The organism is Wolbachia endosymbiont (group A) of Cydia strobilella, from assembly GCF_964026745.1.
GTDB classification, from domain to species: domain Bacteria; phylum Pseudomonadota; class Alphaproteobacteria; order Rickettsiales; family Anaplasmataceae; genus Wolbachia; species Wolbachia pipientis.
In genome coordinates, this window is the sequence record NZ_OZ034694.1 from 1,215,216 (window position 1) to 1,236,359 (window position 21,144).

Here is a 21,144-nt window from a genome sequence, read left to right on the forward strand (position 1 = left end):
CTAATTACTTAATCTCTCACTCAAAATTGAATTCACCACATCAGGGCTGGCTTTTCCTTTGGTAAGTTTCATAACTTCGCCGACAAAGAATCCGTATAACTTTGTTTTACCGCTTTTGTATTCTTGAACTTTATCTTGGTTGTTATTGACGATTGTGTCGATAACTCCTGATATTTGACCTCTATCGGTTATTTGTTTTAGGTCTTGCTCTTCTATAATTAAAGATGCAGGTTTGCCAGTTTCAAACATACTATCGAATACCTGCTTGCCAAGTTTAGCAGAGATTGTTCCATCAATGATAAAATCTAAGAGTTCTGACAAAGCATTTGCTTTGATTGGGGAGCTCACAATATCAATACCTGCTTTATTCAAACGACCAAAAAGCTCTACGGTTAACCAGGTAACGGCGAGCTTTGAATCATGTTTTTTTATCAATTCCTCAAAATAATCAGCAATTGCTTTATCGGAGGTAATGACGTTTGCATCGTATTCGTTGATACCCAATTCCTCAATGTATCGCAGCTTTTTTTGATCTGGCAACTCGGGTAAAGATGATTTAATAGAATCGATTTTATCCTGGCTTACCTCAACAGGTAATAAATCAGGCTCAGGGAAGTATCTATAGTCGCTTGCATCCTCTTTGCTTCTCATCACTTTTGTTTTTCCCAAAGCAACATCAAATAATAAGGTATCTTGACTTATTTCTTCTCCACTTTCTAAAATTTCAATTTGTCTTTGTATTTCATAGTCTATAGCTTGCACAATATAACGTATCGAGTTCAGATTTTTTATCTCACAACGAGTGCCAAGTGCGCTACTGCCTTTTAGGCGGACAGAAACATTTGCATCACAACGAAGTGATCCCTTTTCCATATCACCATCACACGAACCAATGTAACGCAAAATCTGCCTCAATTTTTTCATGCATTCTGCAGCTTCCGCAGATGAACGGAGATCTGGCTCTGAAACAATTTCCATTAAAGCAACCCCTGCACGATTTAACTCTACATAAGTTCTGCTTTCCTCATGAACGCTCTTTCCTGCATCTTGCTCTAAATGAATTCTCGCAATTCTTATTTCTTTTTCATTGTCGTTGATAAATACTCTACCGTTTTTAACTATTGGCTCAAAAAACTGAGTTATCTGGTAACCTTGCGGTAAATCAGGATAAAAATAATTTTTCCGATCAAAGTAAGAATACTTATTAATTTCTGCAGAAAGTGCAAGACCAGTGCGTATTGCTTGCTCTATGCAGTAATAATTTAGTATTGGCAGCGTACCTGGCATTGCCGCATCAACTAGAGAAACTTGAGTGTTATGCTCAGCACCAAATTCCGTTGATGAGCTAGAAAATAGCTTCGTATTAGAAGAAACTTGAGCGTGTACCTCAAGCCCAATTACCGCTTCCCAATCCTCTTTCGTCATGTATTTTATTTAAATGATAATCTTAATATTCTGCAAAATTAGCACAAAAAGTCAAAACAAAACTCATGTTAGCTAAGTGGTATGCAGATTGTTTTACCCATAGAAACGGGTTAAATGCAAAAGATTACTTGACAAGCTTCGCCAGCCCTCTTATCATAAAATTGAAGCTATTTATTTATCTTCTCTGTACAGATTAAATGACAAAAAAACTCACGTATCTGGCGTCTCATGTTTAATTTTTTGCACTATGTGCACCTTATGTCTTTATAAAACTTCTACCTACATAAGCTGAAACGCGCTTATAAAGCGTTTAAAACATAAAAAAACGCCAACTTAAAAAATGGATAGTGAATAACTAGCTACCCTAGGGTTTCTTTTGCCTTTTTTTCTGTTTAGTAAATTTCTTAACGTTTATAATTTAGATTAGTTGCGGTTTAAAAGCAACTGAATCGCGGTTATTAAGTGTTTAGAATAAAAAAACGCCATACTTGAAAGTATAATGTAAGTAATTAGCCAACCACGGGGCTTCTTTTGCCTTTTTTTTCGTTTGGTAAATTTCTTAATGTCTGTAGCTAAACGATAACCGTCATCCCGCTACTTGTTAGCGGCCGAGATACCGCGAATGAATCGCGGTATGACGTAGGATTGCTGTCATTCCAGTGCCAAGCACTGGGATCCAGCCTTTATTATTTGGTTGAAATTAAGTCTTCTGGATCCCAGTGTCAGCTACTTGGATGACACCATTCTTTTTCCTGGATTCCAGTGTCTGGGCACTGGAATGACATCCTCCCTTGTGGAGATTGCTCTCAAATCACAATGTTCGTACAGCTATGCAAACACAAAGGTGTCATTCCAGCGCGTGACGCTGGAATCCAGTTGAGCTATTTCAACAAAAATACTACATTTTGAGATGAACGTTCCAGACTTATTTACAAGTATAACAATTGAAGTCTGGATTCCAGTGTCAAGCACTGGAATGACATCATAGGGGCACTGCCCTTTTGGATGGAAACCAGTGTCAGCTACTTAGATGATACCTTTTTTCTACTTAGTTTGGGTTATGCAAGAAGTCTATTGCATTCCTGAGCAATTTGATTCATTATTCTTTTTGTAAAAAATTTTCTTAACTTTCTCTCCACTTTTTTGGTAAGGTCACTTTAAAGGAAGTCTAATAGATGCTACATAGAAATCCAGATGAGTTTCTAAAGTCTATTCCAAAAGATAAGCGCATAATGTGCCTTGACATGGGAGAAAAGCAAATAGGCATAGCATTTAGCGATAAAACACAGCTCATAGCCACAGCTCATAGCATATATCACAGAAAAAATATGAGCAAAGATTTAGGTTATCTGCATAGAATATTCAAAGAAAATGAATCTGGATCAATGGTAATAGGACTACCGTTAAAAATGGACGAGCAAGAAACTAAATGGTGTAAAACTATAATCCAATTCGCAAATAAAATAATAAAAAAATATAAAGTAAATATATACTTACAAGACGAAAGCTTCTCAACATCTATCGCAACTCATACACTAAAAATTACTGGAATATCAATCACAAAATCGAAAAAAATAGATGATAAAATCTCCGCATGTATTATTTTGCAACGAACGTTAGACAAGATAAATACAATCAAATAGTTTTTCCAGATCTGGAAATCTTCAAACTGAATCCCATATAAAAGTTACTCAACAAAACAAGAACCTTTCGTATAAGCATGACAAATTGCTACAGCAAGAGCGTCAGCAGCATGGTGGCATTTTATACTCAAATTTTTAACTATTTGCTTCACCATAAATATCATCTGATCCTTATCAGCATGGCCATTTCCGGTAATGCTTTTTTTTACATAGTTTGCATCATATTCATTCATAGTTAGCTTTGTTATTTTTAACGCTAAAATTACAACCCCTCTTGCATATCCTAAAGTTAGTGAAGATTTAGGATTTTTATTAACAAAAATTTTCTCCACCGCAGCTTCATTCGGAGAGTATAGGGAAATTACTTTCTTTAATTGTTCAAAAATTATATGTAGGCGTTCACCTGTACCCAATTTACCATCAGTTGATATGGTACCGCCGCCCAAAAATTCAATATTATTTTTTTCGTTCAGGCTGATAATGGCCCACCCAGTCTTGTTTATTCCTGGATCTAGACCTATTATTTTAACCACTTAATAAACGCTTAACCAATAGACAAACAAAAATAAAAATATCCAGACTACATCTACAAAGTGCCAATACCAGGAGGCAAACTCAAAGCACAAATGGTCCTGAAGTGTAAATTGGCCTTTCCGTGCTCTAAATAAACACACTGATAAAAATATTATTCCTATTATAACGTGTGCGCAGTGAAAACCGGTAATCATATAAAAATTGGATGTATAAATAAGCTTTTCTCCTGTTTCTTGTAGAGAAAAACTCGCTTCATGATACTCTATTGCTTGCACTATTATAAAAAAAACTCCAAGCAATATAGTTATGGACAGCATTTTAATCATGCTCTTTTTATCATTTTTAAGTAAAGAGTGATTTGCCCAAGTAATTGTTGTACCAGAAAGCAATAATATTAATGTATTCATGAATGGTAGTGACCACGGATCAGGTGGCAAAATTCCCTCAGGGGGCCATTCAACTTTTTTTGCAGGAGAAAACGCCTCAAATAAAAAAACTGGATCAAGCCAGGCTTTAAAGAATGAACAAAAGAACACTATAAAAAATACGACCTCCGAGAGAATAAACAAGTACATTGCAAATTTGAGTCCATGTTTTACAATGGCAGTGTGACATTTGTCATAAATGGCCTCCCTTATTACATCTCTCCACCAATAAAACAGCACCCCTGATACTGCGGAGATTCCCAAAACTAAACAAAACATTCCGACAATTTGTTTATGAAGCGCGCCAACTAATCCAAGTGCAAGAATAAGAATTGCTGCTGATACAGCAATTGGCCAAGGGCTTGGATCCACTAAATGAAAATCATGTTCTTTACTTTTCATAGCATTTTAAAAAATACTTATTAAGGATACAAATTAGCTTAAAATTGTCAATGTTCCTTAGGAAATTGATTGAATCTTGAAAAATTATATGCACCGTTCAAAAAATCTAACACAAATTGTGCAGTTATTCTAAACAACTCAAGCATTCTGCTCTTTTCGTTTTCTCTTGCTCTGCTGCAATATCCATCAACAATATTTTCCAAAATAATGCATCCAGACTTTACTGAATCACTGTAACAAAAATTAAACCAATCCCTATATCTATTATTTTTCTTGAATCTATTTTTCATGCTATCAACGACAGTCTCGTATATAAACATGCAAGAATACAAAACCGTCATAGCCTCATAGGTATTACTATGCGAGATGGATAAAAGAAAATTAGTGAAATTAAAACACTCAAGAGATTTCTTTTCGCGACTTATACCGTACATAGTAAAGTAGTAGTCATATAGCATTCTATTAACAGTCACTACTCTTTGGGCTACTTCAGCAAGCGAGATAATACTACTATAATCTTCCATTTTGGATGCAGTAATTAAGGTGGTACGAATATAATCACCTAAGAACAACGTCTTTTGTTGAGCATAGAATTTGAAGTTCTCTATATTTAGGGTGTTATTCGCTAACTCAACATTAAAAGGATGCTCAATTATATCCTTTAAAAGATTTGACCCGTAACAGCTCCTAATTATGCCACTGAACATTGTAGTTACCGATAAAAGATCAAGTTAACGTAAATAATCCGCTGCTAATATTCTTTGCTAGATATATTAGAGTAATATGCCTCATCCCAAAACATTATTTCTAATTCCAGCCCTTTCTTAAAAAACTCATACATCCTCTTTTTTTCACAGTCACTAGCTTTTTTATATAGCTTATTTGTAATATCAGTAACCTCATCAATTACAGCATTTACTGTTTCGCTACTATAAATGTTGATCCACTCTTTGTATTTGTTATTTTTAACCCCTTTAGTTGTTATCTCATTTACCATATGGCGTATAACGATTTGGTATATGTTAAAGCAAGAATAAGATGCTACTAAAGCTTCATTAACAGAATTGTGATATGCGGCACTCATGAAAAAGTCAGTAAAGGCAGAACAAGCTCTTGACTTTTTGTGATCATCAGATAGATCACAATCTTCAAAATATTTTTTATACTGTTCTCGAACATAAAATGCTCCTTGTGCCAAATTGATTAAACTACTCATCATTTCAATATCATCAACTCTAGCTGCAACAATTAAAAAAGCACGAGCGCAATCTATACAATACAGAAAATCCTGCTGAAGGTAGAATTTGAATTTTTCATAATCTAATGTATTATTTATCAATTCAACATTAAAAGGGTGTTCTTTTATTTTATCAATAAGATCAGAAAACTCTTTTAGAGGTTGTCCGGAAACTAGTAAATTCAAGCATATTCCCTCTTTAACATAACCCTACTCATAGCTAGGTATATGAAATTCTCAGTGGATGTTGTGAGTAAATCATACTCCTTCGATAGCCTTCTATTCCTATTAACCCAAGCAAAAGTCCTTTCTACAACCCATCTTCTTGGCTGTACTTTAAACCCTTGTTCTCTTGTTGGTAGTAGCTCAGGTGGCGTATCTTTGTGCACCCAAAATCTACATGGAGGCCTTTTAACAATTTCAATATCTATGTCATATTCTTCCTTTATGTGATTCTTTAAATTTCTTCCTTGGTATCCCATGTCAGCCCACATTTTTTTAACTTTAGTATATTTTGTTCTCATATTGTTTAATGCTATTTTAATACCATCTCTATCATTTTCGTTAGCAGCGCCTACGTAACAACCTAGTATAAAACCCTGAGTGTCTGTAATTATATGCCTTTTTCTACTCTTTACTTTTTTACTTCCATCATAGCCTTTGATCCCCCCTTTTCTGTAGTCTTTACAGATTGACTATCTACTATACAGGCACTCGGCTGCTCATTCCTTCCTATTTTTCTTCTACTATATTTTGTAATTTCATAATTCATTTTCTCAAAAATTCCCTGCTTCTTCCATTGCCTGAACTGCTCATACACAGTCTTCCATAGCGGAAAATCATTTGGTAAATACCGCCATTGACACCCTGTACGCAATACATAGAAAATTGCTTCTAATATTTCTCTTTTGCTATACTTTGGCGGCCTTCCTCCTTTCTTGTATGATACTCTGAAGTGTTTTTCTATTCTTGCCCATTCCCTTTCGCTTAGATCTGTTGGATACTTTTTTCTCATCTTTACCCCGTACTAAAATTTCAGATATTATAGCCTTTTACTTGTTTCCGGACAACCTCTTACAATTACGTTGTACAGTTTTCCTTCTATTTCGTTATACACTTTATAAGCCTCACAATAAAAATTGAATATAAAAATTATTACTAATGTGGTATAATTATTATGAAAAAGCGTGCTATGCTTTAACAATAAGCTAGTATATAAATATGGGGCTGTAAATCAAAAATTTTAGCAATCTAAAGAAATTTTACTATTACCTTCTATATTGAATTCTCTACGAAGATCAGCAGATAAGTCCATGTTTTCCCAAGAAAATCCACCGTCCCTTTCCGACTGTTTACCAAAATGTCCATAACAGGCTGTACGTTTATATATAGGATGATTAAGCGATAAATGCTTGATTATGCCTTTTGTTGATAAATCTATATTATTCTCGATAAACTTTTTAATTACTCTTTCCTCTACCTTATTCGCACCAAATGTATCAATATAGAATGAAGTAGGTTTTGATACACCAATTGCATAAGAAAGCTGCACAAGACAACGTTCAGCCAAACCTGCAAAGACAATATTTTTAGCAAGATATCTTGCCATATAAGCCGCAGATCTATCAACTTTGGTTGCATCTTTTCCGGAAAACGCTCCTCCACCGTGTGGAATATAACCTCCATAAGTATCAACCATAATTTTTCGTCCGGTTAATCCACAATCACTAACCGGTCCACCAATAACAAATCTACCAGTTGGATTGACTAAGAGATTTTCCTCAGGACACATCCATCCTTCAGGTAAAGATGAAACTATGTAAGGGTAAATTATTTCTTTTACTTTTGATTGATCCAAATCCTCAGGGTGCTGTATTGAGACAATAATACTTTCAGCACGTACCGGGAGGTTATTCTCATATGCCAAAGTGATTTGTGACTTTGCATCTGGACCAAGTTTTGCTTCTTTAACTGCGCTCATGATATTTTTCAGAATCGAGTGTGCATAAAAAATGGGTGCCGGCATAAGGTTTTCTGTCTCTGTTGTTGCATAGCCATACATTATGCCCTGATCTCCAGCACCTTGATCCAACCCTATTGCAATGTCATTTGATTGCTCATGCAGCAATATATTTACTTTCACTTTTCTCCAGTGGAACCCATCGTGCTTGTAACCAATATCTTTTATTGTATTCCGTACAATACTTTCAATCCTGCTATTTTTGATGTTAGGCCCAAACACTTCCCCAGCTATAATAACGTTATCTTTGGTGACTAAAGTCTCTATTGCAGCTCGCGCAAAAGGATCAGTAAAAAGGTACTCATCAAGTATTGCATCTGAAATTTGATCTGCTACTTTATCTGGATGACCAGCCGCCACTGATTCACTGGTTACTAAATTTTTATATAAACTCATGTTTTTGCTTATACAATATCAAAACCGCTATAGAAAACACAGTTAGTAACTACTAAATGGTGGGTCTGGGAAGAGTTGAACCTCCGACCTCACGCTTATCAGGCGTGCGCTCTAACCACCTGAGCTACAGACCCATGATTTATTCAAGCTGAAGCTTTCATATTATCTGTAGGCACGATATCAATAAAAGTCTTTTTATTTGCTGATCTTCTAAAGCTGACCCAGCCTTCTATTTTAGCAAAAATCGTATGATCTTTACCTATACCAACATTCTTCCCAGGATGGAATTTTGTGCCTCTTTGGCGCACAATTATGTTACCAGGAATAACCTTCCCATTCTTCTTTATTCCTAACCTACGACCCGCTGAATCTCTACCATTACAGGAACTACCACCTGATTTTTTAGTTGCCATATCTTACCTCTTACTTTTGAAGACTAATTTCATTTATACGAAGAACAGTTATATACTGCCTATGACCAGTTTTCCTACGGTAATTTTTTCTTCTTTTCTTCTTAAAGATTATAATTTTTTCCCCCCTGCACTGCTCCAACACTTCAGCTTTAACAGTAGCATTAGATGAATAAGATAAGCCATTATTTGAAATACAAATCACCTTATCGATTTCCACCTCTTTTTTTTCTTCAGCTTCTAACTTCTCTACCTTTATTATACTACCTTCTTTTACTAAATATTGCTTTCCACCAGTCTCAATTACTGCAAACATGATAAATATAAATTATTGTTATTAACTTTAATCGTAAACGATGTCATATACGCTGTCAATATAAATAAAAAGCATGACTTAACGTTCTTTTTGAGCTACTAAAATACTTCTATCTGTTTTCATCTTTTATCTACCTTTTCTCAGACAGTAGACTTCTTGCATAACCTAAGCAGAAAAAAGGCAAATAGTTATTATAGCTCTAAGTTTACCGACACCGTCATGCAAGTAGCCCCTTCTCCTGTCATCCGAGTAGCTTGACACTGGTTCCTTTATGACGATGTCATCCAAGTGTCAGCTACTCGGATGACAAAAAAAGGAGCACTAGGATGACATCATCCTTTTTTGGGATTCCAGTGTCACGCACTGGGATGACAGCAGTCCTACGTCATACCGCCGCGAACCGTCATACCGCGATTCATTCGCGGTATCTCAGCAATAGATCCCGCTAACAAGCAGCGGGATGACGATTGTCGTTTAGCCATAAACATTAAGGAATTTACCAAATGAAAAAAAAGGCAAAAGAAACCCTAGTCATTGTCTATTTTCAGTATTGGCGTTTTTTAAGTCTTAAACACTGCAATTTAGCTGCTTTTAATTGCAACTAACCTACGCTGCAAATGTTTAAGAAATTTACTAAGCAGAAAAAAAGACAAAGGACCCCCGAGTTAGCTAGTCTTTTACTATCTCTGTCGAGTATTGGCATTTTTTGATGTCTTGTAACGCTTTATAAGCGCGTTCAGCTTATTTAGATAAAAATCTAGATGTAGATGAAGTTTTGTAAAGACATACAGTATCTATATACTGCAAAAAATTAAACATAAGACGCCGATACATTAAGTAATCCTTACCTTTTAATCTGCAGATTGGCGAAAGCAAATACAATAGCTTCACTGTTATGATAAGGGGGCTGGCGGAGTTTGTCAAGGAAGTTTTTTTGTTTCTATTCCCAATAAAAGTTTGTTATATGGTTATGCAAGAAGTCTAATATTAAAAATGACACAACAACATAATTAAATTAGACTACTTTATTCTCTTAGTTACTTGCTTTTCTCTTGCTATTGCAAGGCTTTTTTCTGGTACATCCTCAACTATAACACTACCTGCTGCAATTACAGATTCATCATGAATATTAAGCGGCGCAATTAGTGAGCTATTGGCGCCAACAAAGCAATTGCTCCCTATATTCGTTTCATGTTTATTTTTCCCATCATAATTACAAACAATAGTGCCTGCTCCTATATTACTCTCCTGCCCTACTTTAGCATTTCCTATATAACTTAAGTGTTTTATTCTAGTGTTTTGACCAACTTCACTTGTTTTCACTTCCACAAAATTTCCTATTTTTGCCTTATTACCAATTGTTGTGTTTCCGCGTATTCTGGTAAATGGACCGACCTCAGCATTACTTTTAATTAAGCAGTTTTCTAAATGCGAAAATGGCAGTATTTTCGCACCAGACTCTATTTTCACTCCAGTACCGAAAAAAACATATGGGTAAATCACTGAATCTCTGGCAATTTGCGTATCAAGAGAAAAGAAAACAGTCTCTGGTGCAACAAGCGTTACTCCGGAGTCGGTAAAAATTTTTCTTTTATTTTCTTGAAAGTAAAACTCAGCTTTTATAAGGTCATTTCTGTTATTTATTCCCGTTGCTTCTTCTCCACCGGTAATAACGTAACCGACATTTAAATTACTCTTCACTGCAATGGAAACTATATCGGTCAAGTAATATTCATGAGTTGAGCTATTGCACTCTATTTTCTCCACCAATTCACGTAAATTCTTTGCACATGCAACCATTATTCCAGCATTTGCAAGAAATTCTTCATGATTATTTTTATCACTCTTTGCTTCTACGATTTCTCTTAAGGAACCATTCTCAATAATTAACCTACCGTATTCTTTATTGCTTGTCCTAAAACCTAGGCAAACTAGAGCCTTGCCTTCTAAATAACTAATCATTTTAGTTATTGTGCTGCTTTTTATGAGCGGAGTATCCCCATACTGCACAACAACTATGCTTGAATCTGGCAATTCTCTTAGGTTTCTCATCGCAGTTTTGACCGCATCTCCCGTGCCAAGTGTTAATTCTTGTGTAATTAACTGTATATCCTTAAAACACTTTAGTCTTTCAATTAAAGGCTGATCAACTACAACAGCAATATTTTCAGGATTTAACTGTTTTGCATTGTAAATGACATGCTGGAGCATGGAAAAACTGCCTATTTTGTGTAGGACCTTAGGCAAATCTGAATTCATCCGCCTGCCATGCCCTGCAGCAAGTATAATGAACGTATGAGTTTTACTTATCACTTATCTTAAAGATGAAAAATGAAAACCGTAATGATCAAGCCAGCTGATTTTGTTGTCATAAAAGCTCCTCAAGTCGCTAATTTGATATTTTAGCATTGCAAGCCTTTCTATACCAATGCCAAACGCAAAACCGTTGTATTTAGTATGGTCTATTCCAACATTTTGAAATACATTTGGATGCACCATACCACATCCAAGCACTTCTATCCATTTACTACCTTTATAACTTATGTCCACTTCCGCAGAGGGTTCAGTAAAAGGAAAAAAACTATTACGAAAACGTATCTTCAGCCCTTTATCTCCAAAAAACTTATTAAGGAAGTGATGAATAGTAAATTTTAACTGGCCCATATTGACGTTTTCATCGACATATAACCCTTCTATCTGGTGAAACATAGGAGTATGAGTTGCATCAAAGTCATTTCTGTATACCCTACCAGGGGCTACTATTTTAATTGGGAATTTTTTTGTTTTTTCCATGGTTCTAATCTGTACAGATGAGGTGTGAGTGCGCAGTACCATTCTTTTATCATCTATTTTATTCTTTAAGTAGAAGGTATCTTGCTCCTCTCGTGCAGGATGATGACTTGGAGTATTCAGTGCATCAAATACATGAAATTCATCTTCAATGTCAGGGCCATCAACTGCCTTAAAACCCATATGTGCAAAAATAAGCTTTACTTCATTTAGAACCTTACTGAGTGGATGGACCTTGCCAATTTTTTCTGGCCTCGCAGGCAACGTGATATCAACTGCCTCGTTCTGCAATTTAAAGTTAACTTCTTCGGCTTTTAGTATATTCTCCTTATTCATTATAAGCTGATCTAGCTTATTACGTAAAACGTTGATAACTTCGCCTAAATTGCGCTTTTTTCCTGCGTCTTCTATCTCTTTTAAGTTGTCAAAATAAGCTTTAATTACACCCTTTTTTCCCAAATATGATAGCCTAACTTTTTCTAAATCTTGTAAAGAAGAAGCATTCTCAATTTCGGAAACTGCTTTATCTTCAAGTGAAAGTATGTCATCTAATAACTCTTTATTCATCTTAAAAACGCTGGCTTAAACTTTCATTATAGTGAAATTTTAAATATCATCAACAATCCGAAAAATTGCCCTATTCTGATTATTAATTTATTGACTGATTAATCTTTTTTATTTACCTTTGCGTTGATGAATTTGCTGTATCAACTATGCACAACAGTAATACTGAAACTAAGAATAAGTATAAAATAGAGGATTTACCTAAGCTCTTTAAGGAAAAATCCAGAAACATAAGTAAAGCATTTTCTAGCGAAACAATTAAGATCAGTACTATTCGCTCGAGAAGTATTGAAAGTAATATACAAGAATTTTCATTTGAGCTAACAGCAACAGATAAAGACACCTTTAATATAAGATTATTTCGAATAAACTCTTTAATTAATTTTTTCAAAATCTGCCTTTCCCGGGAAAAAAATTTTACAGCCAACATAAAAGTGCCCAAAGAAAGCAGTGAACTATATAATAACTACTGTAAAACTAACAGTTATAAAACTGTAGAAGAATTCGTAAATAGTGCTCCGCCTCAAATCCTTCTGCAGGGCACAACGATAACGCTACAAACAGACGTTGAAAACATTAACCTGGACAACTTGTACCAAATCGAGTTATTTCTAAATGAAAAGCTACAACATGCAGAAAAAACTGAAAATGAAGACAAAAAAGAACAGAGTGAAACTAACCAAAAAAATGCACAAAATAAACAAATCGTACCAGTTACAGGCTCATTTGGCTTCGATGTAACAAATAATGGAAAACAAGTTACACGTGTTTCGATAGTAGTTGCTGCAATGCATGAAAACGTTTTCTGGTTTAGATCTTTTTTCTGTCTACCCAATTTTTTTAATACGTCACAATTCTTTTCCCAACAATTGCCAAAATTTTCTATACAGAGCAACAATATACCATTTGGTGTTATTCCAGCGTTTGACCAGGAAAAAAGAAACATGGATCCAAGTAGTCAAGCTACTCGGATGACAGGGGGTAGTATAGAAAATCCAATACCTCAAGAAGCAGAACAGAATGTAGGTCAAACTACTTCGCACACAGAGTATTTTAAGGCTAACAGAAAAAAGAAGTCAAAAAAGCAGACCAAAGAACTATCAGAGAAAGAAAAACCATTAGCCATAAAACAAGCACAAAATGATGCTAGAGTAGCTATGATAGATAACCAAATTGAGCACAGGGGGAAAAAACTCGATAAAATATTTATTGAAGTGATGAGTGGATACAAAAATCAAGATCCAGAAACATTTTGCAATATTTTCAGCTCAGTATTCAATATTGTTTACTTTCAAGATAAACAATTACATGCAATATTAGAGCCAGGCGAGATATCAGAAGTATTACAGATACTCGAAAGGCCACAACCTCTTAGTAACTCACTTTTAGGTAAAGAATATTTACAAAAACAAGTATATAGAAAAAAAGAGCAATTGCTTAAATTAGTTTCAGGTGTTTATATACAACAACCTTCTCCACAACATGAAAATACTCCTCATAAATCTACAAACCCTTTACCAATTAAAGATCTTTCACCAGCAACAAATGAAGCTAAAACTCTACCACCTACTAACATTACACTCAAATCATCATTAAAAACTGTATTTTCCTCAAAAAAGGCTTATTTTTGTCTATTTATAATAGTAGCATCTGCATCAACACTTTGCTTATGGCATTTTCCGTTAGGAAAAGTGTCAATGTTAAAAGGATTAGTGCCACCAGAAAAAAGAGAAAGTATTGGGCTAGCATTGAACATAGGGTTACCAATATTAACTGCATTATGTGTTCTGAGTTTGGCTTATTTCATATATTCTGAATATTCTATAGAATCTATTGAACAAGTAAGTGAAAACGATCCCCTTTCTCGCGCCTATAGCTAGTGCAGGCTCAGTTTTCCTACGTCATACCGTCACGGTATCTCTAGATCCCGCTAACACGTAGCGGGATGACGAATTTGTCGTTTTTTAAATTGTCGGTAAACCAGAATTACTTTAACTATAACAAAATAGAAATAAGTTGTTGTAAAAAATTTTTCATGGTAAAATTATTTATTTTCACCATATGTTTAAAGGAATTATCACGGATATCGGGACTATAACTGATACTACCACTCACTCCAACTCTGATCAAATTTTCCATATCAAGACACAAAATTTATCCTCTATAAATAAAGGAGATTCAATAGCTTGCTCTGGTGTGTGTTTAACTGTTGTTGATATAATGAGCGATACATTTACAGTCCAAGCATCTCAAGAAACTATGAAGGTTGCTAACTTAAATACGTGGAGAATAGGAAAAAAAATAAATCTCGAACAAGCAATGAGATTAAGCGATAAGATCGATGGCCACCTGGTTCAGGGTCATGTTGATGGGATAGTAAAATTTTTAACAATTAATCAAAATTTAGATTCTCATGAAATCAAACTATCGTGCCCACAAGAATTAATTAAATTTGTTGCAAAAAAAAGCTCCGTTACACTAGATGGGGTTTCCCTCACAGTGAATTCAGTTATTAATCAGGAATTTACAGTAAATATCACTCCCTATACATGGGAAAATACAACTTTTCAGTACAACAAAGTAAATGATTATTTGAATTTAGAAATTGACATGATCGCTAGGTATTTAGATCAATTGATGCAGCATAAATACAATTAATTTTACAACCTTGTTATTTACAACTATTATATCTTGAAAACCATATAGATATAAAACATGCTTTTCGATAGCCTAATTATCTTCATTGTTGTTCTATGCGTAATAATCTCGGTAACTAGAGGCTTTATAAAAGAGCTATGCGCACTAATGTTTCTATTTTTATCGGTCTTTCTGACAGCTAATCACTATGATTTTTTCGCTCCAAATTATAGTAAATATTTTGATTCTAAAGTTACACTAAACATACTTTCTACAATCTCTGTATTTATTATACTTAATCTTATATTCATGATAATAAATAACTGGCTAATGTACATATTATCACCCATAAGGTTGGGGTTTATCGATAGAGTTACTGGAATCTTTCTCGGAGTGCTTAAAGGAATATTGCTCTCTTATGTATTATTTTTTGCTGTGCACTTATATTGCTACACAGTATATGACAAAAAAGAGGGAGAGTATAAAATAGAAGCAGAAGACATATTGCCTAATTGGATAATAAATTCACACTCTTATCAGGCTTTATTTGTGACAGCAGAAGAAGTAATTGACATGTATGTACCAGAGTCGTTGATACTAAAAATAAAAGAGATCGGTGGAGAAATGGTTGATCAAGAAAAACCTAAAAACAATAAAAAAGAAGAGTAAATATTTATTTATAAATATTTTCATTGGGAGTATTCAAAAAGCCATATGTGTCAGGTTAAGAGCACAGAATTTTTTACTGGAAATATTAATTTTGTTTTAGCAATAAATCAACTTAAGGTCATAATATCTTGACATTTATTTAATGTTGCTATATAATAGCTATGTACATTTTGTATACTATAGCAATAAAATTACCTTGTAATAGGTGTATTGGACCCGAGGGCAGTACTCGGCGCCTCCACCATGTTTTTTAATTATACGGGGGCGATTAAGGATCGACATGCATAGTAAAGATGGTAGCTTTGCTCGGTTAGACACCACCGCTAAGAGTTCATAATTTAAATGCAAACGATAATTTTGCTGCTGAAGACAATGTCGACGCAATAGCTGCTTAATTTAAGCACTATAACTTCATTGCTATAAGCACGGTTCAGGGAACGCCGGGTAACAGAAGTTCCCCAAAATTTACGTATGTGAAAGTTATATGGAGCAAACAGATTACAAAAAACTGCTTAATTCTGCTAAGTTTCAAGTTATCAAAAAGACTTTAGATGTTATATCAGGTAATGGTTTTATCCCTCACTTAGAAATATTATTTTTCACATATTTTAATGGTGTGACCATGCCAGATCGTTTGAAAAAGTCATACCCTACTCAAATGCTTATTATATTACAGCATCAATTCTATGATTTAAAAGTTTCTGAGGATAAATTTAGCGTCAGTTTGAGTTTTCAAGGAAAACAAGAGCGAATTACTATACCGTTTTTTGCTATTAGTGAGTTTCGTGATAAAATTTCAGGAGATGTTTTAATATTTGACAAAATCAGTATCGACTCTGATAAAGAATACAAAAGTGAAAAATGTACTGAAAAACTATCAAACGGTAGTATTATATCCATAGATCAACTGCGTGATGAGTAACTGCTCATCTTTATAAACAAAAAATATTAATAGAAAAAAGTGGTCTAACTTAAGTAATAGAATAGAGGGTAGATAAATATGCTAAATTTTTAATTATTTATTAACGCAGGTGGCAAAATTTTTCTTACGTATCATCAACTTTCTTTATTGAAAAATTAAAAAAAATGTTGTATACTTGTTACAGTAGTAGAGTTCGGTAAAACATATGGCAAATTCAGGCATTAACATAGCTCTTAGCGAAGAAACTTTAAAGCATCTTGCTGAATTATCTGAATTTACTAAACAGCCCGTTCAAGAATTAGCAGGAAAACTATTTAGAGAAGCAGTTGAGCTTGAAATGGAGGATTTTTTAGTATCTAAAATTTCTGATGAGCGTGATGTTGAAGGTGCAGAAACAGTTGATTTTGAAGATATTAAGTGGGATTAGAGCGTTACAAGGTTAAGTCTCTAAAGAGTGTTGTTGAAAAAGATTTACCAAACCTTCCAAAGATAATAAGGCTAAGAGTTCAAAAGGCTATAAAAGAACGTCTTACAGTTGACCCAATAAATTTTGGTGAACCACTACATCATAACTTAAAAGGATGTAGAAGGCTAAGAGTTAGTGACTATCGTGTAATTTACAGAGTAAATCAATTAGATCATATAGTAACTATCACAGAGATAGGACATAGAGATGATATTTATAAGAAATAAATATCAACATTAATATATATTATACACCCCTCCTTCCTTGTCCATTCTCTACTTTAGGTGGCTTTGCGCAGCTCAAAAAATGAAGTTTTTTTTGGTTCAGCAAAAACAACATTTTGAGTTTGAAAAGGCTAAATACTTGTCTTTTATATAACTTTCGTGTAATAGATATGTATGCATCCAATCATATATCTACTCAATACGTTACTTGATCTTTATAGCTTCATTCTAATATGTTGGGTTGTCCTAAACTGGCTGGTTAAACTTAATATGGTGAACATATATAATGAAACTGTCAGTAGCATAATGCACATCTTGAACCAATTGACATATCCACCACTAAAGATTATTAGAAGATATATACCACCGTTCAACGGATTAGATTTATCTATAATGATATTGCTAATAACAATTCACTTTGTAAAATATACAGTAGCTTACTACTTTAGGTAGATGTTAAAAAAATATCTAAAATCAGCAATATATCTATCCCTTTTAATATATATATATATATCAGTTTTTAGCTATAACTATAAAGATCCTTCCTTAAACACGGCTACAAATGAGGAAGTGACAAATTTAGGTGGAATAGTAGGTTCATATTTAGCTGATATATTGGTTCAATTTCTTGGATTAACTAGTGTTACAATAGCTACAACCATAGTTTACTTGTTGATCTTCAGGTCAGCAAAAATACTGCTGAAAATTCTCTATTTAATATTAATCAATTTAGGGGTATGTGCTATATTACCACAACTTTCGCTAGGCATCACAGCAAGGTACAGACACAGTGGAATGATAGGGAATGCACTCGTTAATAACTGCCCGTTTTATGTATTTGTGATAGTAACATTAATAGGTCTTGTAGGATCTGTTGGTTGGAAGAGAGCAATTTACTCTCTATTCTTCTTATGTAAAAAAATAGCTTGCTTATTTGTAAATGTTCCATTCTTCAGATCACATAAAACTACTGAGTATTCAATTGCACCATTAGTAGTAGAAGAAAAACATAAAACTAAAATCACTACTAAACAACAACCAAAAGAAAGACAGAAAAAAGCCACCAAAGAAATTTTCAGTGAGTTCGAATTTCCAAGCATTCATTTACTTTCCAAAGCAGAGGAGTCTTTGCAGAGAAAACAGCTGAATGAAATGGAGAGCAATAAAAATTTATCTCTGCTGGAACAAGTCCTGAGTGATTTTGGCGTGCAAGGAAAAATTATCAGTGTATGCTATGGGCCGGTTGTGACTTTATACAAACTTGAACCACAAGCTGGTACGAAATCTGCAAGAGTAATTGGCCTTGCAGATGACATTGCACGTTCGATGAGTGCACTCTCTGCACGTATTTCAATAATTCGTGGGCAAAATGCTATGGGAATAGAGTTGCCGAACAAGGAACGGGAAATTGTAATGCTGCGTGATTTGCTTGAATCACCAGAATACCAAAATGCAAACTTAAATCTTCCAATTGCGCTTGGCAAAGAAATAAGTGGAAAACCAGTTATTGCAGATCTAACTAAAATGCCTCACTTGCTCGTTGCTGGAACCACAGGGTCTGGTAAATCAGTTGCGATTAACACTATGATTCTTTCACTCGTTTATCGATTAAGTCCTGACGAATGCAAGATGATAATGATCGACCCCAAAATGCTTGAGCTTTCAATATATGATGCAATACCACATCTAATAACGCCAGTAGTAACAGAGCCAAAAAAGGCTGTAGTCGCTCTTAAGTGGATCGTGAAAGAAATGGAAAACCGCTATCGCATGATGTCGTATTTGAATGTACGCAATGTTATAAACTATAATCAAAAAATCACAGAAGCGATGAATAGTGGAATAGAATTGGAGCGCGTTGTGCAGATTGGCTTTAACTCAACAACAGGCAAACCTCTGTTTGAAAAAATACCAATCAAGATGGAAACATTTCCATATATTGTAGTGATCGTGGATGAAATGGCAGATTTGATGCTTGTTGCCGGCAAAGAAATAGAGTGCTCTATTCAACGCTTAGCTCAGATGGCTCGTGCTGCAGGAATACACATCATAATGGCAACACAACGCCCATCTGTGGATGTGATCACAGGTGTGATAAAGGCGAACTTTCCAACGAGAATCAGTTTTGCTGTTACTTCTAAGATAGATAGCCGTACAATACTTGGCGAACAAGGGGCTGAACAATTGCTCGGCATGGGTGACATGCTCTATATGGCCTCTGGTGGTAAGATCATTCGAGTTCACGGCCCATTTGTAAGTGATAATGAGGTGCAAGATATAGTTGATCATCTGAAAATGCAAGGTGAGCCAAACTACATGGAGGAAATCACTAAAGAAGATGAAAATTCTTCTACAGAGTCACACGATGAAACGGAGGATGAAGAAAATGACCTCTATAACCAAGCAGTGGCCATCATTCAAAGAGATCAAAAAGTTTCAACCAGTTACATTCAAAGGCAGCTTAGAATAGGCTATAACAGAGCAGCAAACATCGTTGAAAGAATGGAAAAGGAAGGTATTGTCAGCGCTCCAAATTACTCAGGGAAAAGAGAGATATTGGTTGAATAACAATCTTGTAATACCTTAATTTAAGTTTCCGCACTTTCAAAAAGCAAGTCAAACAAAATTATTAAAAGGTCAATACATAATGACAGTTAATTTAATAATAATTTAAACATTTGGAATGTAAAATTATAATATATTAATTAGCTAGGAGGTTAAAAATGTCTTTGTGGGAACGTATTATGTATAATTTTAAGGGTCTTGATAAGTTAGCAATAGAAGAATTGCAAAAAAGAGTGGGAGAACTAGAGAAGGTATCAGGGAACTTCGCAGGTTTGGAACAAGAAGTAATCAAACTGTCGGGTGAATTCACGGGAAATTTTAAAGAGCTATTAGGTAAATTCGACGGTTTGAACGATAAATTCGATGGTTTGCAAGAAAAGCTTACAGGCTTGCAAGAAAACTTCACAGGTTTAGAAGAAAAAGTGAAAACACTTACAGAAGCAGTAGCAGATCAAGAAAAAATAATGGCAACTTGTATCATAGTCAGTGCTGTTGCCGCAATAGCGGTCGCTTCTTTTGTTGCATTCTGTATCTATCAGGGAGTTAAGCTTGATAAAGAGAAGAAAAACGACTTATCTAAAGATACGCCAGACGCAAAACTTAGTAATGTAGATACTACCGATGGTACTGAAAAACTACAGAATAACTTAAAAGTTGCAAACATATAGCTGCATAACACTTTTCTTGAAAAGGTGTTACGCAACTTGTAACACCTTACTCTTCTCTTAGTCTGCGTAGGTTTTTTTGATAGCAAACATATCACTTTTTAGAAAAATATTTGTATTGTAAAGTTAGTAAAGATTCTGGTTTACTTAAAGTTTGTTAATTGCTATCTTTTAAAACACGATATTTACTATAGCACCATATGCTTAGGGTTTTTTCTAAAATTTTATTTATATTAATGTTTTTGGTTTCTAGCTTTTTTACTGTGCATAGTGCTGAAGCTAAATCTAAGCTCAGTAAGAGATACATACCTCCTGGTAACCCTGGTGGTGCAAACTTTCATACAGATGAGGATTTTGCTGAGTCATATAAACTGTATGAGAAGCGTAGGGAATTGCTCAAGAAAAAAAAATTACAAGATCGAGCTATAAATAAAGAAGATCTAATCAAAAAATTAAAAGAGAAAAAAATTGCTAGTCTTGATAATGAGCCAAATGACATGGAAGCTTGCATAGTCGACGATGAAGAGAGCACTATGATAAATCAGCATGGTATTAATATCGCACGTTTAAGGGGTGCTGTATTTATAGATCAAGAGTCAGTTTTCCAGTATGAAAATAAGCAGCATGAAAGTGAACAACAAGAAGAGAAGAAAGTTACTTCAACACGAGAAAAGAAAGTTTCTCCTATAAATGTCACTATAAAAGAAACTCCATCAAGAAGAACGTGCTCACATGATTCTATTGCTAATTTGGATAACGTAGATGCTTATAGTTTGAATGGTTCAAGTTCATTTGGCAGTGTAGCTGACACAGTAAAATAGTATCACAATATTG

The 21,144-nt window shown here is 34.5% G+C and carries 23 protein-coding genes, 1 tRNA gene and 1 other RNA gene; 13 read left to right on the plus strand and 12 right to left on the minus strand.

Annotated features, from left to right (window positions below):
* Positions 1-1,425, minus strand: coding sequence for an Asp-tRNA(Asn)/Glu-tRNA(Gln) amidotransferase subunit GatB (gene gatB, locus AAGD76_RS06190; protein WP_341820536.1), 1,425 nt, complete (start codon positions 1,423-1,425; stop codon positions 1-3).
* Between the two features lie 694 nt (positions 1,426-2,119).
* On the opposite strand from gatB, the gene AAGD76_RS06195 reads away from it, so the two are divergent.
* A complete protein-coding gene (locus AAGD76_RS06195) occupies positions 2,120-2,305 on the plus strand; it encodes a hypothetical protein (RefSeq protein WP_138264918.1) in 186 nt (61 codons plus the stop codon).
* A gap of 295 nt (positions 2,306-2,600) precedes the next feature.
* Entirely contained in the window at positions 2,601-3,068 is a 468-nt protein-coding gene (ruvX, locus tag AAGD76_RS06200; protein WP_010082183.1) for a Holliday junction resolvase RuvX, read from the plus strand.
* A 44-nt stretch (positions 3,069-3,112) separates the two neighbouring features.
* On the opposite strand, the gene ruvC is transcribed toward ruvX, so the two are convergent.
* From ruvC to pheS, 11 genes are all read right to left on the minus strand, one after another.
* Positions 3,113-3,601, minus strand: coding sequence for a crossover junction endodeoxyribonuclease RuvC (gene ruvC, locus AAGD76_RS06205; RefSeq protein ID WP_341820537.1), 489 nt, complete (start codon positions 3,599-3,601; stop codon positions 3,113-3,115).
* Complete coding sequence (locus tag AAGD76_RS06210; protein WP_006279354.1) at positions 3,602-4,429, minus strand: cytochrome c oxidase subunit 3; 828 nt, start codon at positions 4,427-4,429, stop codon at positions 3,602-3,604.
* A 47-nt stretch (positions 4,430-4,476) separates the two neighbouring features.
* Positions 4,477-5,136 (minus strand): TenA family protein, encoded by a 660-nt coding sequence (locus AAGD76_RS06215; RefSeq protein ID WP_010962391.1) that lies wholly within the window; start codon positions 5,134-5,136, stop codon positions 4,477-4,479.
* 44 nt (positions 5,137-5,180) lie between these two features.
* Positions 5,181-5,852, minus strand: a complete 672-nt coding sequence (locus AAGD76_RS06220) for a TenA family protein (RefSeq protein WP_070356740.1) — start codon at positions 5,850-5,852, stop codon at positions 5,181-5,183.
* Positions 5,849-6,681 (minus strand): IS5-like element ISWpi1 family transposase gene (locus AAGD76_RS06225; RefSeq protein WP_341820157.1). Its coding sequence is split into 2 segments (ribosomal slippage): positions 5,849-6,312 and positions 6,312-6,681, totalling 834 coding nucleotides; the frame shifts between segments, so codons are not numbered across the junction. The genes AAGD76_RS06220 and AAGD76_RS06225 overlap by 4 nt, the downstream gene beginning before the upstream one ends.
* Before the next feature lie 228 nt (positions 6,682-6,909).
* A complete protein-coding gene (metK, locus tag AAGD76_RS06230) occupies positions 6,910-8,082 on the minus strand; it encodes a methionine adenosyltransferase (protein ID WP_341820538.1) in 1,173 nt (390 codons plus the stop codon).
* Positions 8,083-8,139: 57 nt separating this feature from the next.
* Positions 8,140-8,216 (minus strand) — tRNA-Ile (locus AAGD76_RS06235).
* Between the two features lie 9 nt (positions 8,217-8,225).
* Positions 8,226-8,495, minus strand: a complete 270-nt coding sequence (gene rpmA, locus AAGD76_RS06240) for a 50S ribosomal protein L27 (protein WP_006279564.1) — start codon at positions 8,493-8,495, stop codon at positions 8,226-8,228.
* A gap of 10 nt (positions 8,496-8,505) precedes the next feature.
* A complete protein-coding gene (gene rplU / locus AAGD76_RS06245) occupies positions 8,506-8,808 on the minus strand; it encodes a 50S ribosomal protein L21 (RefSeq protein ID WP_341820539.1) in 303 nt (100 codons plus the stop codon).
* A 1,020-nt stretch (positions 8,809-9,828) separates the two neighbouring features.
* Positions 9,829-11,121 (minus strand): bifunctional UDP-N-acetylglucosamine diphosphorylase/glucosamine-1-phosphate N-acetyltransferase GlmU, encoded by a 1,293-nt coding sequence (glmU, locus tag AAGD76_RS06250; protein WP_341820540.1) that lies wholly within the window; start codon positions 11,119-11,121, stop codon positions 9,829-9,831.
* Positions 11,122-12,165 (minus strand): phenylalanine--tRNA ligase subunit alpha, encoded by a 1,044-nt coding sequence (gene pheS, locus AAGD76_RS06255; protein ID WP_341820541.1) that lies wholly within the window; start codon positions 12,163-12,165, stop codon positions 11,122-11,124.
* A 146-nt stretch (positions 12,166-12,311) separates the two neighbouring features.
* Between pheS and AAGD76_RS06260 the strand changes: the two genes are divergently transcribed.
* From AAGD76_RS06260 to AAGD76_RS06310, 11 genes are all read left to right on the plus strand, one after another.
* Complete coding sequence (locus AAGD76_RS06260; protein WP_138264796.1) at positions 12,312-14,042, plus strand: hypothetical protein; 1,731 nt, start codon at positions 12,312-12,314, stop codon at positions 14,040-14,042.
* A 181-nt stretch (positions 14,043-14,223) separates the two neighbouring features.
* On the plus strand, positions 14,224-14,820 hold the full coding sequence (locus AAGD76_RS06265; RefSeq protein WP_010082169.1) for a riboflavin synthase: 597 nt from the start codon (positions 14,224-14,226) through the stop codon (positions 14,818-14,820).
* 57 nt (positions 14,821-14,877) lie between these two features.
* On the plus strand, positions 14,878-15,468 hold the full coding sequence (locus AAGD76_RS06270; RefSeq protein WP_010962383.1) for a CvpA family protein: 591 nt from the start codon (positions 14,878-14,880) through the stop codon (positions 15,466-15,468).
* 124 nt (positions 15,469-15,592) lie between these two features.
* Positions 15,593-15,931: a transfer-messenger RNA gene (ssrA, locus tag AAGD76_RS06275) on the plus strand.
* A gap of 21 nt (positions 15,932-15,952) precedes the next feature.
* The gene (locus AAGD76_RS06280) at positions 15,953-16,390 is read left to right on the plus strand and encodes a ClpXP protease specificity-enhancing factor SspB (protein ID WP_006279412.1); all 438 of its coding nucleotides are present in this window, start codon (positions 15,953-15,955) and stop codon (positions 16,388-16,390) included.
* A gap of 205 nt (positions 16,391-16,595) precedes the next feature.
* Positions 16,596-16,817 carry a hypothetical protein gene (locus tag AAGD76_RS06285; protein WP_006279415.1) on the plus strand — a complete coding sequence of 74 codons (222 nt, stop codon included), beginning with the start codon at positions 16,596-16,598 and terminating at the stop codon, positions 16,815-16,817.
* A complete protein-coding gene (locus AAGD76_RS06290; protein WP_209472686.1) occupies positions 16,808-17,083 on the plus strand; it encodes a type II toxin-antitoxin system RelE family toxin in 276 nt (91 codons plus the stop codon). The genes AAGD76_RS06285 and AAGD76_RS06290 overlap by 10 nt, the downstream gene beginning before the upstream one ends.
* Positions 17,084-17,254: 171 nt before the next feature.
* Positions 17,255-17,533, plus strand: coding sequence for a YggT family protein (locus tag AAGD76_RS06295; protein WP_006279515.1), 279 nt, complete (start codon positions 17,255-17,257; stop codon positions 17,531-17,533).
* The gene (locus AAGD76_RS06300; protein ID WP_341820136.1) at positions 17,534-19,648 is read left to right on the plus strand and encodes an FtsK/SpoIIIE family DNA translocase; all 2,115 of its coding nucleotides are present in this window, start codon (positions 17,534-17,536) and stop codon (positions 19,646-19,648) included.
* 155 nt (positions 19,649-19,803) lie between these two features.
* Positions 19,804-20,313 (plus strand): hypothetical protein, encoded by a 510-nt coding sequence (locus tag AAGD76_RS06305; protein WP_209472690.1) that lies wholly within the window; start codon positions 19,804-19,806, stop codon positions 20,311-20,313.
* A gap of 197 nt (positions 20,314-20,510) precedes the next feature.
* Positions 20,511-21,131: a TRP75-related protein gene (locus AAGD76_RS06310; protein WP_070356736.1), complete on the plus strand. Its 621-nt coding sequence runs from the start codon at positions 20,511-20,513 to the stop codon at positions 21,129-21,131.
* Positions 21,132-21,144: the final 13 nt, after the last annotated feature.

Coding starts and splice junctions, on each gene's coding strand:
- gatB (WP_341820536.1), bottom strand. CDS start 1,425: ATGACGAAAGAGGATTGGGAAGCGGTAATTGGGCTTGAGGTACACGCT.
- ruvX (WP_010082183.1), top strand. CDS start 2,601: ATGCTACATAGAAATCCAGATGAGTTTCTAAAGTCTATTCCAAAAGAT.
- AAGD76_RS06210 (WP_006279354.1), bottom strand. CDS start 4,429: ATGAAAAGTAAAGAACATGATTTTCATTTAGTGGATCCAAGCCCTTGG.
- AAGD76_RS06215 (WP_010962391.1), bottom strand. CDS start 5,136: ATGTTCAGTGGCATAATTAGGAGCTGTTACGGGTCAAATCTTTTAAAG.
- metK (WP_341820538.1), bottom strand. CDS start 8,082: ATGAGTTTATATAAAAATTTAGTAACCAGTGAATCAGTGGCGGCTGGT.
- rpmA (WP_006279564.1), bottom strand. CDS start 8,495: ATGGCAACTAAAAAATCAGGTGGTAGTTCCTGTAATGGTAGAGATTCA.
- rplU (WP_341820539.1), bottom strand. CDS start 8,808: ATGTTTGCAGTAATTGAGACTGGTGGAAAGCAATATTTAGTAAAAGAA.
- pheS (WP_341820541.1), bottom strand. CDS start 12,165: ATGAATAAAGAGTTATTAGATGACATACTTTCACTTGAAGATAAAGCA.
- AAGD76_RS06260 (WP_138264796.1), top strand. CDS start 12,312: ATGCACAACAGTAATACTGAAACTAAGAATAAGTATAAAATAGAGGAT.
- AAGD76_RS06265 (WP_010082169.1), top strand. CDS start 14,224: ATGTTTAAAGGAATTATCACGGATATCGGGACTATAACTGATACTACC.
- AAGD76_RS06270 (WP_010962383.1), top strand. CDS start 14,878: ATGCTTTTCGATAGCCTAATTATCTTCATTGTTGTTCTATGCGTAATA.
- AAGD76_RS06280 (WP_006279412.1), top strand. CDS start 15,953: ATGGAGCAAACAGATTACAAAAAACTGCTTAATTCTGCTAAGTTTCAA.
- AAGD76_RS06285 (WP_006279415.1), top strand. CDS start 16,596: ATGGCAAATTCAGGCATTAACATAGCTCTTAGCGAAGAAACTTTAAAG.
- AAGD76_RS06295 (WP_006279515.1), top strand. CDS start 17,255: ATGCATCCAATCATATATCTACTCAATACGTTACTTGATCTTTATAGC.
- AAGD76_RS06300 (WP_341820136.1), top strand. CDS start 17,534: ATGTTAAAAAAATATCTAAAATCAGCAATATATCTATCCCTTTTAATA.
- AAGD76_RS06305 (WP_209472690.1), top strand. CDS start 19,804: ATGTCTTTGTGGGAACGTATTATGTATAATTTTAAGGGTCTTGATAAG.
- AAGD76_RS06310 (WP_070356736.1), top strand. CDS start 20,511: ATGCTTAGGGTTTTTTCTAAAATTTTATTTATATTAATGTTTTTGGTT.